General features: G+C 68.4%; 11 protein-coding genes and 1 pseudogene. 5 read left to right on the top strand and 7 right to left on the bottom strand.

Annotation, left to right across the window (positions count from 1 at the left end; translation table 11 throughout):
• Positions 1–19: 19 nt before the first annotated feature.
• The 3 genes from POL72_RS13455 (at position 20) to POL72_RS13445 (ending at position 4,728) form a co-directional block, all read left to right on the top strand.
• Positions 20–1,030, top strand: a complete 1,011-nt coding sequence (locus POL72_RS13455) for a cupin-like domain-containing protein (RefSeq protein ID WP_272095584.1) — start codon at positions 20–22, stop codon at positions 1,028–1,030.
• 395 nt (positions 1,031–1,425) lie between these two features.
• Positions 1,426–2,412 (top strand): patatin-like phospholipase family protein, encoded by a 987-nt coding sequence (locus POL72_RS13450; protein WP_272095583.1) that lies wholly within the window; start codon positions 1,426–1,428, stop codon positions 2,410–2,412.
• Between the two features lie 189 nt (positions 2,413–2,601).
• On the top strand, positions 2,602–4,728 hold the full coding sequence (locus tag POL72_RS13445) for a hybrid sensor histidine kinase/response regulator (protein ID WP_272095582.1): 2,127 nt from the start codon (positions 2,602–2,604) through the stop codon (positions 4,726–4,728).
• A gap of 123 nt (positions 4,729–4,851) precedes the next feature.
• On the opposite strand, the gene POL72_RS13440 is transcribed toward POL72_RS13445, so the two are convergent.
• The 3 genes from POL72_RS13440 to POL72_RS13430 form a co-directional block, all read right to left on the bottom strand.
• Positions 4,852–6,072: a cytochrome P450 gene (locus POL72_RS13440; RefSeq protein WP_272095581.1), complete on the bottom strand. Its 1,221-nt coding sequence runs from the start codon at positions 6,070–6,072 to the stop codon at positions 4,852–4,854.
• Positions 6,073–6,283: 211 nt separating this feature from the next.
• On the bottom strand, positions 6,284–7,135 hold the full coding sequence (locus POL72_RS13435) for an NADP-dependent oxidoreductase (protein ID WP_272095580.1): 852 nt from the start codon (positions 7,133–7,135) through the stop codon (positions 6,284–6,286).
• A 324-nt stretch (positions 7,136–7,459) separates the two neighbouring features.
• On the bottom strand, positions 7,460–8,899 hold the full coding sequence (locus tag POL72_RS13430) for an RICIN domain-containing protein (RefSeq protein ID WP_272095579.1): 1,440 nt from the start codon (positions 8,897–8,899) through the stop codon (positions 7,460–7,462).
• 1,139 nt (positions 8,900–10,038) lie between these two features.
• Between POL72_RS13430 and POL72_RS13425 the strand changes: the two are divergent.
• Positions 10,039–10,744 (top strand): annotated as a pseudogene (locus tag POL72_RS13425) (hypothetical protein); the annotation flags it as partial.
• 193 nt (positions 10,745–10,937) lie between these two features.
• Here the strand turns inward: POL72_RS13425 and POL72_RS13420 are convergent.
• The 4 genes from POL72_RS13420 to POL72_RS13405 form a co-directional block, all read right to left on the bottom strand.
• Positions 10,938–11,087, bottom strand: coding sequence for a hypothetical protein (locus POL72_RS13420; protein WP_272095578.1), 150 nt, complete (start codon positions 11,085–11,087; stop codon positions 10,938–10,940).
• 317 nt (positions 11,088–11,404) lie between these two features.
• A complete protein-coding gene (locus tag POL72_RS13415; protein WP_272095577.1) occupies positions 11,405–11,767 on the bottom strand; it encodes a hypothetical protein in 363 nt (120 codons plus the stop codon).
• 179 nt (positions 11,768–11,946) lie between these two features.
• Positions 11,947–12,726, bottom strand: coding sequence for a hypothetical protein (locus tag POL72_RS13410; RefSeq protein WP_272095576.1), 780 nt, complete (start codon positions 12,724–12,726; stop codon positions 11,947–11,949).
• Between the two features lie 1,045 nt (positions 12,727–13,771).
• Entirely contained in the window at positions 13,772–14,026 is a 255-nt protein-coding gene (locus POL72_RS13405; RefSeq protein ID WP_272095575.1) for a hypothetical protein, read from the bottom strand.
• 251 nt (positions 14,027–14,277) lie between these two features.
• Between POL72_RS13405 and POL72_RS13400 the strand changes: the two genes are divergently transcribed.
• Positions 14,278–14,598, top strand: coding sequence for a hypothetical protein (locus tag POL72_RS13400; RefSeq protein ID WP_272095574.1), 321 nt, complete (start codon positions 14,278–14,280; stop codon positions 14,596–14,598).
• Positions 14,599–15,127: the final 529 nt, after the last annotated feature.

The following is a 15,127-nucleotide window of genomic DNA, read 5'->3' as shown; positions in this document are numbered from 1 at the left end:
CAACATCGTGAGGTCGAAGATGGGCGAACAGGAACGCGAGCTGGAAGTTGCGCCCGAGTGGTGGCGCTGGGCCACGGAGAACCTGCTGCGCGGCGTGTCCGAGGGGGTGATCTCGGAGCAGCTCCAGGCGGCCGGCGTCAGCAGCGCGCAGGTCGGAGAGTTGCTCTCTGCCATCGTCCGTTCGCCCATCTTCGTCGCCGCTCGGCCCTTCGCCAGGTCGGCGCGGCGGCACGAGATGCTGGCGCGGCTCCAGCAGAGAATGGCGTCGACCGCCTGCGATCCGACGGGAATTCCGCGGCGCTCCGGCGTGTCTGGCGAGGAGCTCCGCGACGTCTATGTCGCCGGCAACATCCCGGTCATCCTGACCGACGTCGTGACCCGCTGGCCCGCCTTCGGCCGGTGGACCCCGGCCTACCTCTCCGAGCGCTTCGGCGATGTCGTGGTCGACGTCACGACAGGACGCCAGAGCGATCCCGACTACGACATGCACGCGGCGCGGCACACGGAGAGCACGCCGTTGCGCGACTTCGTCGCGCGCATCGTCGGCGCCGCGCGCGAGGAGACGAACGACTTCTACATGGTCGCCAACAACCGCGTCCTCGAGCGGACGAGGCTCGGCGCGCTGCTGGACGACGTGGTGCTCCCGGACGGGTACTGCGCCGTTCAGCGCCTCCTGGGCGCCTCGGCGCTCTGGCTCGGCCCTGCCGGGACCGTCACGCCGCTCCACTACGACACGTCCAACATCCTGTTCGGGCAGGTGTACGGCAGGAAGCGTTACCGCATGATCGCGCCGTTCGAGACGTCGCTGTTCGACGGCGCACGCGCGATGTACGCCGATCGGGACCCGGAGCAAGGCTCGATGGCCCCGGTGCTCGTGAAGGACGTCGTGCTCGAGCCGGGCGAGGCGCTCTTCATCCCGGTGGGCTGGTGGCACCACGTCCGCGCGCTCGACGCCAGCATCAGCCTGGGGATCAACAGCTTTCCGTTCCACAACAACTTTGACTGGTACCGGCCGAGCAACATCGGTTAGCCGAAACATTCGGCCGTCGTTCACCAACGTGAACGTGAACGTGAACGTGAACGTGAACGTGAACGTTTACGTGGTCGTGGTCGTGGTCGTGGTCGTGGTCGTCAACGGTAGGCCGTGAACGACCACGACCACGACCACGACTACGACCACGACCACGACCACGACTACGACTACGACTACGACTACGACCACGACTACGACCACGATGACGACCACGTAAACGTTCGGATGTAGGAGAAGGCTTAACGCCTATGGCGGGGTGGGAGCGGGTCGTCGACGCCCTACCCGCGCCGCCAGGAGGCGCCTCGGCTGGCGTGCTCTCTCCCTGCATCGCGCCCATAAACCTGCACGAGCGCGCCGTCTTCGGCATACGATGGCTCGCGGGAGGCTGCGTCTTGACCATCAGAAACCTCGTGTTTCAGGGCGGTGGCGTCAAAGGGATGGCGTACGTGGGGGCCATCGCCGAGCTCGAGAAGCGGAGCGCGCTGGCCGCCGTGACCAGCGTCGCGGGCACCTCGGCCGGCGCGATCACGGCGGCGCTCCTCGCCGTGGGCGCCGGCGCGGAGCAGGTGGGGCGTATCCTGCGCTCGACCGACTTCACCTCGTTCATGGACGGCAGCGGCTGGGTCGTCGGCGATACGGTCCGGCTCTTCAACGGCTATGGCATTCACCCGGGCAAGGCGTTCGAGACCTGGCTCCGCGCCCAGATCGCCGAGCTCACCGGGGTCCTCACGGGGCGCGCCCAGCCCGACCTCACCTTCGGCGACCTCCAGGCCCTCGCCGCGCAGCACCCGGGCAGGGCGCGCGCGCTCTACGTCGTGACGACCAACCTCACAAGGCAGGTGGCCGAGGTCTTCTCCGCCGAGGCGCAGGCGGACGTCCCCGTCTACCAGGCCGTGCGCATGTCGATGAGCATCCCTCTCTTCTTCGAGGCCTACCCCTTCCGCGGCGATCTCTACGTGGACGGCGGAGTGTCGTGGAATTACCCCATCGACCTCTTCGACGGCACGCACCGCCGGCCGATCCTGGGCCTGCTCGGCAAGGCGGTCGGCGTCAACCCCGGCACGCTCGGCTTCAGCCTGGGGACGAAGGCGCAGATCGACTCCGCAAAGGACGGCTGGCGCCCTCTGCCAGCTCGCATCGACGGCCTGGAGGGCTATGTAAAGGCCCTTACCTCGTTCATCCTCGATACCTCGACCCTCCTGCACCTCGACAGCGCGGCCATCCAGAGGACCGTCTTCATCGACAACGCGAACATCCCCACCACCGATTTCGAGATCACCCCCGCCCAGATGGACGCGCTGATCGAGAACGGCGCCGCGGCCACCCGGCGCTGGTTCGAGGCGCACCCGCTGGCCAGCTGGGCGGCGGCCAGCCGCTGAGACGCCGCGCGCGGGGCTCGTTGTCGACGAGGATGTCTGCTCGACCGGGCGCTGGAAATTCTGCGAAATGCGGGCGCTCGGACTCGGCGAGCGTCGCCATGGCGCCGTGCCTGCCGCGCAGTACACTGCACGGTGGAGGCAAAGGGGGGTTGGCTCGAGGAAGCCCTCGGTGCCGCCCGATGGGTACACGTGCCGCCCAACCCGAAATTGGTTCTTGCGGCCGAGACGCCCGGGCAAGCGCGAGCCAGGCACGCGCACCTGCGGATCCTGGCAAAAGCCGCGAGTCGGCTCGTCCTTTGCGACGAGCCTTCGGCTCTCCTCGGTTCCCTCTTCGAGGAGCTGGCAAACGACCTCGGCGTCGAGCTCTACTTCAATTACATGATCGGCGACGAGCCGAATACCCTCGTCCTCGAGTCGGCCGCGGGCATCTCGCCCGAGGACGAGCAGCGATATCGGACGATCAGGTTCGGCCAGTTCATGTGCGGGACCGTGGCGGCGACCCGGATGCCCCTCATCGCCTTCGATCTCCAGCGCTCGACCCTGGAATGCGGGTCGGAGCTGAAAAAGGCGGGCGTGCAGGCCTATGCGGGATATCCGCTCATCTCGCACGACCGACTGCTCGGGACCCTGGCCTTCGCCACCAGCAAACGCTCGCACATGGACGCCGACGAGCTCTCGCTCATGCAGACGCTGAGCGTGCAGGTGGCAGCCGTCCTCGAACGCAATCGCCTCTGCAGGAGCTTGCGCGCGAGCGAGCAGGCCGCGCAGCGCCACCTCGCGCTCCTGCAGAACGTGTATTCGACGGCCCCCGTCGGCCTCTGCTTCCTCGACCGGGATCTCCGGTACGTGAGCGTCAACGAGACGCTCGCGCGCATCACCGGTCGGCCCATCTCCGAGCACCTCGGCCGCACGCTCGGCGAGTTCATCCCCGAGGTCACGCCTTTCAAAGACCTCTGCGAGCGTGTCCTCGAGACGGGGCAGGAGGTGACGGATCGCGAGCTCCGGGTTGCGCGGCCCGAGGGGGACCACGATTGGCTGGTCAGCGTCCACCCCGTGCGCGACGAGGCGGGCACGATGCTCGGCATCAACGTCGTGGTGCAGGAGGTGACCGAACGAAAGCAGGCCGAGCAGGCGCTGCTCGAGAGCGAGCAGGCCCTCCGGGCGGCCGATCGCCGCAAGGACGAGTTTCTGGTGATGCTCGCCCACGAATTGCGCAATCCGCTCGCGCCCATTCGCACGGCCATTCAGGTCCTCGACATCACCGGCGGCGACGCGCCCGAGGCCGTCCGGACGCGCGAGATGATCGAGCGCCAGGTGGCGCACATGGCCCGGATGATCGACGATCTGCTCGACGTGTCGCGTATCGCCCGGGGCAAGATCGAGCTGCGAAAGGAGCCCTGTGATCTCGCGCGGATCGTCCGTCAGGTCACGGACGATTATGCGCCGACGTTCCGGGGCAATGGCATCGAGCTTCTGGTGTCCCTCCCGGACGAGCCGGTCTGGGTCTCCGGGGATCACACGCGCCTTGCGCAGGTCATCGGCAACCTCCTGCACAATGCGCTCAAATTCACGGACGCGGGGGGCCGGGTGGGCGCCTGCCTGGAGACGGATCCGGCGACGAACACCGCGGTGATCGTGGTGGAGGATTCGGGGATCGGCATGGATCCATCGATGATCCCGCTCGTCTTCGAGACCTTCAGTCAGGCCGACAGCAGCCTTGATCGACGGCGCGGCGGCCTCGGCCTCGGGCTCTCGCTCGTGCACAGCCTGATCGCGATGCACGGCGGATCCGTCGAGGCCCACAGCGAGGGCCCAGGGCTCGGATCGACCTTCCGCGTCCGATTGCCGCTCTCCTCCGCGCCAGTTCGTTCCATCCGACGACCGGAGCCCGTCCGGCCTGCGACCGCGTCGCGGGAGGAGTCGCTCCGGGTGCTCGTGGTCGAGGACAACCGCGACATGGCGGACATCCTCAAGCAATTGCTGGCCCTCCTCGGGTATCAGGCCGAGGTCGCGTACACGGGCCCCGCGGGGCTCGCCATGGGGCGCACGCTCGCGCCCGACGTGGTGCTCTGCGACCTCGGATTGCCGGGGATGGATGGGTATGCCCTCGCGCGGGCGCTGCGCGCCGATCCCGCCACGGCGCGGGCCTACCTCATCGCTCAGACCGGGTACGGCCACGCGGAAGATCGCCGCCGCGCCCGGGAGGCGGGGTTCGATCTGCACATGACGAAGCCAATCGATCCCATTGAGCTCGAGCGGGTGCTCTCCTCCGTCGGCACCCGCGCTCAAGTCAGAACGTCCGCAAGCCAATCGTGACGCCGGGCCAGCCGAGGACGGGGTTTGGATCGTCCAGCGGGAGGCCCGAGCTGGCTGCCCGCGCCGGGCAGCGCCGCAGCTCGGTCCCGCGGTGATCGTGGTGATGGGCCGAGACCGCCCGCTTCAGGCGGCGGGGAAGCGAACGCGCAGCGAGCTCGGCCCGCGGTCCTGCAGGTTCGAGCCGGCGTAGCTCAACGTCTGTTCGGCGAGCTCCCAACGCGGCAGCGAGAGCAGGGCGCGCACCGACTCCTCCACTTCCATCCGGATGAGCGGGGCACCCGGGCAGTAATGAGCGCCGCTCCCGAAGGTCAGGTGCCGGCTCTGCTGCCGGGTGATATCGAAGCGGTCCGGCTCGGAGAACAGCCCGGGATCGCGGTTCGCCGCGGCGATCATCGCGAAGACGAACTGCCCCTCGGAGACCCTGGTGCCCCGGATCTCCGTGTTCCTGGCGCACATGCGGCTGAGGGAGAGCACGGACGGCTCGAAGCGCAGGCTCTCCTCGACCGCGCCGCGGACGAGGCCTGGCGCTTCCCGGAGCTTCGCGAGCTCGGCAGGGTGGTCGAGGAGCGCGAGCACGGTGTTCGCGATCTGGTTCACGGAGGTCACGAATCCCGCGGCGACCATCTGGAAGCATTGCATGGCCGCCTCGCCCGCAAGCTCGGTGTCTCCGTCCTCTGCCTCGATGAACCGGCTCGCGACGTCTTCGCCCGGCGCCTTCCGGCGCTCCTCGACGAGCCGCATCATGTAGTCGACCATGTCGCAGCAGCTCTGCTTCACCGCCCGCTTCTGCTCCTCCGAGCTGACCCCGCCGCCTGCGAGCTTCAGGAGGTCCGTCGACCATCTCATGAACTGCGGCCGATCGGACTCCGGTATCACGAACATCTCGGCGAGCGTGTTGAGCGCGACCGCCTCGGAGAACGCCGAGACGACGTCCATCTCGCCGTCGCGCCGCGCCTCCTCGACGGCGCGCTGCACGAGCCCCACGACCCGTGGGCGCATCCACTCGACGGCCGACGGCGAGAACCCTTTCATGATGAGCTGTCGAAGCTTCGTGTGGCGCGGCGGGTCCTGAAAGAAAGCGAGCCGCGACAGGGAGTCGAACATTTTTCTCGAGAGCTCGTCCTCGCCGAGCATGCCGAGGCCGCCGAGGAGCGCCGTCGCCCGCCGCGCGGTGAAGCTCGGGTCCTTCACGAGCCCCTCGATATCGGCAGGAGCGGTGATGATGATGCACTGCAACGGCTCGAAGAAATAGACCGGCGCCTCGGTGCGGAGCCGATCGAGCGTCGGGAATGGATCGGCGAAGAAGCGTTCGCTCGTGAGGTCGAAGCCAGAGGTGACGGCCATGGTCCTTCTTTCCTTGGGGCGCTCGCGGCGCGGCGGAGATCCACGGCCAGGCTAGGGTATCGCCACGTCGCCGTGAAGCGGCCTGCCCGCGCGTCGATCGCCGCGGGACGGCGGCCGCGATGGGTGCGCGAGGCTCCGCGCGGCGCGCCCTGCAAGGCGCTGGCCCGGGGCGACGCTGCCGCCCTCGCCGACGTGGGCGCCGAGCGGGACCTCAGCGAGCAGGCGCCATGGCCAGGACGATCTTGCCACGCGGGCGGGGGCGGATGCCGTCGAGCATCTCGTGCGCGCCGCGGACCTCGTCGAGCGGCAGCACGGCGCCGATGTCGACCGAGAGCTCGCCCGCGTCGAGCAGGGCGGCGATGCGGTCGAGGTGCGCCGTCGTGACGTCGACGAGAAAGAAGCTTGCCCGCACGCCGCGGCGGGCGGCCTCTTCCTGATCAGGGGGCGACACCGCCGAGACCAGGGTGCCACGTGGCCTGAGCACGGCGAAGGACCGCGCCTGCGTGTCGCCGCCCACGAGGTCGATGACGGCATCGACGTCCTTGGCGGCATCCTCGAAGCGCTCGCTCCGGTAGTCCACGACTTTGTCCGCACCGAGGCTGCGGACAAAGTCGCGATCTTTGGCCGAGGCCGTCGCGATCACACGGGCGCGGGCCCGGCGCGCGAGCTGCACCGCGTACGCGCCGACGCTGCCGGCCGCGCCGTGCACCAGCACGGTCTGTCCGGCCTCGAGCTGGGCCTGATCGAACAGCGCCTGCCACGCCGTGACGGCGATGACCGGCACGGAGGCGGCCTGCACGTCGTCGAACCGGAGAGGCTTGCGCGTCAGCCTGCACGCCTGCGCCACGGTATAGCCCGCCTGCGCGCCGGTGAAGCGCCTGTTGGCGGCGCCAAAGACCGCTGCGCCCGGCGCGAGGCCAGTCACCTCGGGGCCGACCGCGACCACGGCACCGGCGAGGTCCGAGCCGAGCGTCAGCGGCAACGGCTGGGGCAGCACGCTCTTGCCGGCACGAATCCAGGCGTCCCACGGCCCGACCCCGGCCGCCGCGACGCGGACCAGCACCTCGCCCGGGCCGGGCAGCGGGACCGGCACCTGTTCGATGGTGATGACCTCGGGGCCGCCGAACCGGTGGACTCGGGCGGCGTCGGTCGAGCTGGGAAGCATCGTCGTGAACATGGTGTGGCCCTCGTGAGCGTCGAGGGGGCGCGCCGGCAGAACCAACGCGCCCGCGCAGAGCCCGCCCGCGGGGCCCGCGCCGCTCGAACGCCCCGGCTTCGGCGCGGGACTCAAGGCCATGCTGGGCGGCTACGGTTCCCTCTTCCCTGGCGGCGGCTCGGGCGAGCGTGTCTGCCGCTGTCCGAGCCGCCGCGTCGGCGGGGCGCGAGGTCAGAATTGCGTGAAGAAGCTCCAGATGGCCGAGCTCGCGAAGCTCGGTGTCTGGTGGTCACCGGGAAACTCGCAGCGGTGCACGGGGTATCCCTCCCGGCATCCTTGGTAGGCGACGCACGAGTTGGAGCCCACGGGGCTCGTCTCGGTGCTGCAGCCGTTCTTGCGCACGAAGACGTCGAGCGCCGCCCTTCCGGCCGAGATGGGGACGACGCTGTCGGACAGGCCGTGCGACATCCAGACGGCGACGGGCTGGGTGTTGGATTGGTTGCAGCCGCTGTAGAGGGCGCCAGACATCGGCGCGATGGCCCGGAAGACGTCGGGCATATCACAGCCGAGCGCGTTCGACATCATCCCCCCGAAGCTCCACCCGGTCGCGAAGACGCGGCTCGTGTCGACGCACAGGTTGGCCTTGAGGGAGTCGACCATCGCGCGGGCGAAGGCGACGTCGCGCCCGCCCGTGTTGGCCCAGCCGTTGTCGATGCCGTTCGGCGAGACGAAGATGGCGCTGCCGTTCGCCAGCGCCTTGAGCCCATAGTACCCGTTGTTCACGACGTCGTTGGCCGATCCGCCGCGCCAGTGCCAGCCGAACACCAGCCGATACGCCTTGTTCGGGTCGTAGTTCGCCGGAATGTCGAGCACGTACTGGCGCGTGGTGCCGTTGACGTTGATGGTGCGGTTACCGCTGGTGAGCGAGGTGGGAATGCCGCAGCCGGCGCTGCGCGTGCCGGGGGAGCCGCCGCCGCCACCGGAGCCGCCGCTTCCACCGGTGCCGCCGGTGCCGCCGGTGCCGCCGGATCCGCCGGAGCCGCCGCTTCCACCGGAGCCGCTGGTGACGCCGGAGCCACCGGTGGCTCCGGTGCCGCCGGTTCCCGAGCCCACGGGCGTGAGTCGGAATTGCTGATTGGTGCCGCCGTTCGACGCCCATTGAATCACAGCGGTGCCGTCCGCGGTGCCGCGGCCGTAAACGTCCAGGGACTTGCCGCTGTGGCGCGCGGTGAGGCGCACGACGCCGCTGGCGACGTCCGTGAACGACCACTGCTGATTTGTCCCGGTCCAGCAGGAATATTGCTGGATGGCCGCACCGTCGCTGGTGGAGGCGCCCGCGACGTCCATGCAACGGTTGCTGTTGACGTTGCGGATGCGATAGTAGCCGCCGCCTGCCGATTCCATGCGGAACTGTTGCCGCGTCGAGCCGTTGCAGCTGGCGATCTGCATGGCCGCTCCATCAGCGGTGCTGCCTCCAGCGACCTGCACGCATTTTCCACTCTGGACGCCGACGATCGTGTAGACCGTGCTCGTATCGATCGTGATGGCGCCCTCGAGTGAGCCTGCCTCCTCGATCTCGGCGTCGTACGCCCCCTCGGGGCCGATGACGCACGACACGGCGAGGATGCCCGTCGCCGCCGCAAGCAAGCTCTGCTTGGTTCCGAATCTCATCTTGTCCTCCTCGTCAATTTAAGTAAGTAAAACTGGAATCTTCTCACTGCTCAACGCTGCCCTTGCGCAGGTCGAGGTCGCTCGCCGCGCGCTCAAGGCTCCCGAGCGGACCGCCGTGCTGGCCATTGCCGCTGCGGATGATTCTCGAAATGCGCGCAGAGTGGATAAGTTTATTCGCGCGCGCCGGGCAGCACGATGAGGGTATCTATTGTTCCGGGCTGGCAGGTCCGTCAAGCCGATTGTGCATCGCGAGCGGACCTGATCCTCACGAAGGTGCGATAAGCTCAGATGCGGAGTCACGATGGTGACTCGACGCCGACATCGGGCCGAGTCCTTGACGGGCGCGATCGCCCGGCGCGCCAGGCGCGCGAAATTCGTCGAAAATCGCCTGCGACCAGCGGGCCGCGCCGGCCGCGCTCAGCAGGCGAGCACGCTCGAAAAGCTGGAGTGAGATGGACGAGATGACGGGGGCCAGGAGATCCAAACGCGGAAATCAAGCCCCTCGTCGCGGCCGTCCCATCGTACAGCCATTCTGCACGTTGGTCGGCATATAGAACGTTATTCGATCCGCCTCACCCCTGGAAAAATGATGCTGTATCAAACCTATTCATGCATCGAACGGGCCGCCTTCACGCCACAGCCTGCAGGCTCCGACAGGACAATGATGCGCACGAGCAGTGGCCACCCCATCATCGAGCAGCTGGTGTTGCCGTACAACACAACCAGAATGTTCATGGTGCAGCCCCCCGGAGAGCCCTGCTGCTGGGCGAGATACGTCGGGTCGCTTCCGGGGTTCCCGCCGCTGCCGGTTGCACCGGGGTCCCACCGCCGCTCGGATCGTTGCTACAGCCACGGTCCCGCTGGCCAGGACCGCGATCCCAGCCGCGAGCAACATGACCGATCTCTACTTCATGACCGTCTGCTGGATGTGCACGACGGCCCATCCGGAGCGAAGCAAAAGCATAACGACCGGTCGACAGTGTGAGCGTTCACATGTCCGATGTCAACTTCGATCGACCAGCCTGCCGCTCGGCTAGCGAGGTGCGCGCTGCTGTGAGCATTCACAATTTCACCCAGCGGGGCAAATGCGACGGATCGCGACGGTTCGTCACCACGAAATCGTTGCCCGAGCACGAAAACCGTCGCCCTCGGGCATCGGGGGTACCGCGGAGCAGGACAATGTCCGGTGCTACGCCGGGTCCGACGGGGGCCCCGGGGCTCCGGGAACGCAGGGAGCGCCCGGCGAGGGCATCGGACGCCTCACCGAGACAGGATGGGAGGGTGACAGGGGGGCCGAGGGGAGCCGGGGCACGCCGGGCCAGGCGGCGGCGGCGGCGGTCGTCGGGGCGGGCTCGCCATGTGCGGCGTCGCCTCCAAGGGAGGCGCGGGAGGAGGCTCGGGCGGCGCCGGCGGTTGTGGTGGCCGAGGGGGCCGCGGGGGAGCGAATGGACAGCCGGCGATCGGCCTCGTCGCGCTTCACGGCCGCTTGACCGTGCGCGACAGCACGAGCACGACGGGTGACGGCGGCCCAGGCGGCGACGGCGGGTTGCCCCAGGAGGGCGGCAGAGGCGGCAGAGGCGCACCGGGCGCCGCACAAGTGGACGTCTTTCAGGCCTGCATGGATGGCCGTGGCGGCCAGGGAGGGCCTGGCGGCTATGGCGCGGACCGGGGCGCGGCGGCGACTCGATCGGCGTCGCTTACCTCGACGAGGATCAGCTCACGCTCGAGGGCGTCACCTTCGAGATCGGACAGCCGGGCTCGGGCGGCACCAGCTGGCACCACGATGGCACGATGACGACAGGGCCGAGCGGCGAGCGTCACGAGACGTTTCGGTTTCCTGAATAGCCGCATCACTTCACGGGAGGACGGCCCGTATCTGAACCCATCCCACACTTTGTCGGCAAGCTGCTGGCCAACGTGCGCCTCGACCTCCACGGAGTCGCGCCCCCCCGGAGGGGGCGCCATCGAGCTCGCTTCGATCTCCTCGCCGGCCCAAGCGAGCAGCGCCCCCCTTGCGGGGTACAGCCGCTCTACCATGTCAGCGACGGCGCCGGATGCCGAGGACGACCGCGGCGCCCATGCCGACGAGCACGAGCAGTGCCACGGCGACCCACGCCCAATCCCAGGGATCCGAGCTAAAGGAGACTGCCACCGCGCCGCACCCGGGAGACCACGCTCTTCTTTTCATCGGACAGCCCATCCTCTCATAAACCGCTCCCTTCAGTCCGCCGGAAGGTGCGGAACCCGCCGCGGTGCTCCTCGACGCCGCGGCCCCGCTATCTGCTCGGGCGCCGTGTACGTTCGCGCGATCGCGAGGTCGCCGGCGTCCGCCGCGACATGGCCGAGCTCCACCAGGTGGACGACCATAGCTCTCGAGCTCGCCGACGTGCGCATCGACCCCAGCGCCCGCGCCGCAGCGGGCCGAAGCCGCGGAGCTCGCCTCGAGCTCCTCGCCGGCGGCGCGGCACGAGCCCGACCACGTGGACGGCGGACGCCAGGGAAGGTCTATTCCGGATCCACCCAAGTCCACACGACCGAGAAGAGGCACATGTAGATCGTCGCCTCGCCCATCAACACCGTGTCCATCGCCACATCCGGCACCACCTCGTTCCCGAGCTCCGCCGGGATCGGTCGGTAACCGGGGTAGGTGGCCTCGATCTCCCGAGCGATCTCGCGCGCCACCGGCTCCTCCTCGGGGATGCCGGGAAGGTGGATCCCGTAGTATGGCCCGAGCAGGGACACGTGGAAGCTGAGCGCTGTTTCGTCGGTGAGCCAGATGCGGGCCGAGTACGCCGGGTCGCCCCCTCCCGCCAACAGGTGGAGCGACTCGTTCTGAAGGCCGTATCGATCCCCCAGGCGGCGGATCATCGCTTTCCACGTTGGGTACTCCGCTCGTCCTCGGTTTGCGGCTTCCACCAGGCGGCGGTGCTCCTCCGTGTCGTCGTAGAAGGACCCATTGGGAGGTACGTTGCTGCGTTCGGTGCAACGTACGCCCCGTGGGTAGAAATGATAAACGACGTCGAGCAGCTCGGAACGAGTTGTCACCATCATTTCGTCACCCTGGCACCGAGTCGCTTATACTTAGACTTGAACGCAGCGTCCGCCTCTTTGCGAAACGTGTCGCAGAACGCCTCCTGCGGGAGATAGTAATCCATGCGGTTTGCGACGTCCTCCGTGATCTCCTTGCTGAGGCTGGCCGCACGGTCTGCATCGATTTGTCCATAAATCTCAGTCCGGAGCGGCATGCCGATGGTAAAAGCGCAGGACCATTTCTTGATCTCATGCGGGATAGTGAGTCTCCTGAATGTCAAATTGGCCTTGGCCTCTTGCCATCCTCCGCCTTTGTCCATGCCGTCGTCCTTGACAATAGTGACAAACTTGAACTCCGACGGATCAATATCTGCGTATATCCATGGGGCCATCCCGGGCGGCGGGCACTTCGAGCTGCACGCATCGCTACAGCTCAAGAAGGTCGCGCCGTCCCCGGCTATGTCGCCGAATCCTGGGCACGGGTCTGGCGGGCTCTCCGGGCTATCTGTCGGCCTCTCCGAGCTGTCGCTCGGGCTCTCCTCCTCGTCTTCGTCGTCCGTTTTGTTGCACTGCAGCTTGCGCTCGCTACCGTACTGCGATCCGCTCGGCGGCGCATCCCCGAAGTCGCCTGACGAGACGGAGGTGATGACGGGAACAGACGGCCCGACTGGTCCACCTGCACCTGCACCCCTCTCCCACTCCTCGAGGGGATAGCAGTCTCCTACCGTCCAGTTGCATGCCGCTAGCACGCAGATGAGGACGGCCACAATCGGCAGCAGAATTCCTTTTGTGTTCATTTTACACTCCATCGAAGCACGGGGCCGGCGACAACAAGCACCGACACATAACCTGGAAGCACAAGACTTCTCCCGCCGACCCAATCCACGTTCGCGCTCACCGACACGCCGAGCGGTCCGGCAATGTACGCGTTGCTTTGCGCATGGGCGCCTGCCGCCATCCCGGCAACTTGCCCACACATTGTGCGTCCGCAAGCCGGCATGAAGTAGACCGCGACCGATGGCCCCGCACTCAAGTCGCCGTTCTCCCAGCTATATCCAAGGGCAACGATGGTGCTGTTGTAGACACCAGCTCCACCTATCTGGATTGGGGGCACGACACTGAACAGATCGCGAAGACTAAACAGGAGATCGCTCTTAATGCGCCACGATATTCCCGCATGCGGGCTCACCGCGAGACGCGTCGTGGTGCCAGCCTGGAGCCACCCGAAGTTAATTCCGGCGCTCACCTCGGATGCGTCTGCCTGCATCGGGACGACACTGAGGACGAGAGCGAGCACTGTCCCCGATGGGATCTGCCGGCCTGTCATCCTCATCGTCCCCTTCCCGTCTTCCGCAACTCGTGAGCAACGTGCCGACGCGGGCCATTCTTCTGATCAGAGGATCGGCGTCAAACGGAATCTAGGGAGCACATTACACTGGCCAGGGGTCGTACCGTCCAGAGCGTGCGCCAGCGGGCAGCTACCCGCGCGGCTCCAGCGCGTGTTGACGTGCTGGCGCCAGCTGCCTGGCCGCGCCGCCGCGGGAGCGCGCGACCGGCCACACGCCCCGCGCTGCACGATGTCGGCGGCAAGCCCGACCCAGCGTAGCGCCGTGCCCAGGTAGCGGTGACCGCGCGCTGTGACGGCTACGCGCGTGGCACCGCGCCACGTCGCCCGCGCGGCCACGCCGCCCGCGAGCGCGGCGATTGGCGGTGGCCTGCGCGGTCAGCGACGACGACGCGCTAGCGCTCACGCGCCTGGAGCCGCACGACGTTGCTCGCGCGTCTGAGCCGCCCGCGAGCGCCACACGCCGCGGCGCCATCGGTGGGGAGCCACGAGACCGGCTACGGATGGCCCGATGGGGCTCCGCAGTCACCGCAGCCCGGACGGTCCCGCCGTCCTCGCCGCTGCTCGAGGGCGTCGCCGTTATTGCCCCGGCCGGCGGGCCTCTCGGCGTCGTCGAACTGCCGAGCCGCGCCTACGCCGATCACCTCGCGCAGGCGATGCAGATCGCCCAGGAGCGCCATCACCTCGATCACACCGCGCGCGGTACTCCGGCGAGCGGAGCGGGAGAACAAGCGGTTCAAGAGCTCGATCATTCCGCTGCGCATCCGCCCGTCTTCAAGCGACGGCGCCCGCGCGACAAGGGCAGGCCGCGCCGGTGTCTTACGGTTCTGCCGTGCCGCAACCACGCACGGCTTGGACGCCCGCGCTCACAACCAGCGACAGCCGGGCCCAACGCGCTTGAGCACACGGACATCGACGGCCCCGAACTCGCCGGTATCCACCTCGACTTCCGTGCGCGGAGCGGTCGCGGACCTCGGCCCTGCGACCTGTCTGCTCGAGCGCCATGGAGCGCGCCTTCGGGGACCCCGCGCACCCGCGGCCGCTCCGGAGCGAGGAATGCGGCCTTCCTCTCTGCTCCGGCGCCATGTACGTCGCGCAGAACGGGCGCCAGCTGGCCGACGCGCGGCGTGCCGACTTCGCGCGCGAAGTCATCCAGGTGAAGCTCGGCGCCGGCGACGGCTCCGCGCGCGCCGGCATCCACCTCGACCCCGCGGCCGCTGTCTGCTCCGGCGCCAAGCAGCGCGACGCCGGCGCGATCCCGAGCTCGCGTGCGTCCATCTTGTGGCTGCAGCCGCTCCCGCGGAGCGCCCGGCGTGCCCCTTGATCTCCGCAGCCGTCCCCCGCGTACTCAACGCACAGCATCTCTCACCTTGTGCGACCCCGCGGAGCGCCCGCCGAGCTCCGTGCACCACACGGCGGCTCTGGCCTTCCGCGGCACCACGGCACGGCCGCAGCGCCGGCAGCATCGGTGGCGGAGGCAGCGGTGGGCTCCCCGTCGGGATCGCCTTCACATCGACGTCGGGGTCTGAGGAAGGGGACCGGGTGGAGATCGATGTTCGCCCCGACGCCGGCCGCACCGAGTTCGCGGCTCATGCGAGAGCCGGCCGCCGGGCACCAGGCCGGCGGGACGGATCCCGGTGCCGAACCGGCGTGCCGGCGTGCTGGCGCAGCCCGGATGCGAGGAAGCGGACGCTGCCGTGAGGACATAGCGCCCGATGGGGCTCCTGCCGCCCGAGGTGTCCTCTCCAACCGCTTGGCTGCACGCAAGATGTCCGGTGGACAGCCCCACCGATGCGGCTGGATTCGCACACGTGTGCCGCTTGACAAGCTACTGCAAGCAGGTTCAGCGTATG

The organism is Sorangium aterium (genome assembly GCF_028368935.1).
Taxonomy (GTDB): domain Bacteria; phylum Myxococcota_A; class Polyangia; order Polyangiales; family Polyangiaceae; genus Sorangium; species Sorangium atrum.
The sequence above is the reverse complement of the archived record's forward strand: the minus strand, read 5'-3'. Positions and strand labels throughout refer to the sequence as shown.

What these genes read in the sequence shown, in the direction of transcription:
- POL72_RS13440 (WP_272095581.1), bottom strand. Translation starts at nt 6,072, where the DNA reads ATGGCCGTCACCTCTGGCTTCGACCTCACGAGCGAACGCTTCTTCGCC.
- POL72_RS13410 (WP_272095576.1), bottom strand. Translation starts at nt 12,726, where the DNA reads ATGAACACAAAAGGAATTCTGCTGCCGATTGTGGCCGTCCTCATCTGC.
- POL72_RS13455 (WP_272095584.1), top strand. Translation starts at nt 20, where the DNA reads ATGGGCGAACAGGAACGCGAGCTGGAAGTTGCGCCCGAGTGGTGGCGC.
- POL72_RS13405 (WP_272095575.1), bottom strand. Translation starts at nt 14,026, where the DNA reads ATGATCGAGCTCTTGAACCGCTTGTTCTCCCGCTCCGCTCGCCGGAGT.
- POL72_RS13415 (WP_272095577.1), bottom strand. Translation starts at nt 11,767, where the DNA reads ATGATCCGCCGCCTGGGGGATCGATACGGCCTTCAGAACGAGTCGCTC.
- POL72_RS13400 (WP_272095574.1), top strand. Translation starts at nt 14,278, where the DNA reads ATGGAGCGCGCCTTCGGGGACCCCGCGCACCCGCGGCCGCTCCGGAGC.
- POL72_RS13430 (WP_272095579.1), bottom strand. Translation starts at nt 8,899, where the DNA reads ATGAGATTCGGAACCAAGCAGAGCTTGCTTGCGGCGGCGACGGGCATC.
- POL72_RS13420 (WP_272095578.1), bottom strand. Translation starts at nt 11,087, where the DNA reads ATGAAAAGAAGAGCGTGGTCTCCCGGGTGCGGCGCGGTGGCAGTCTCC.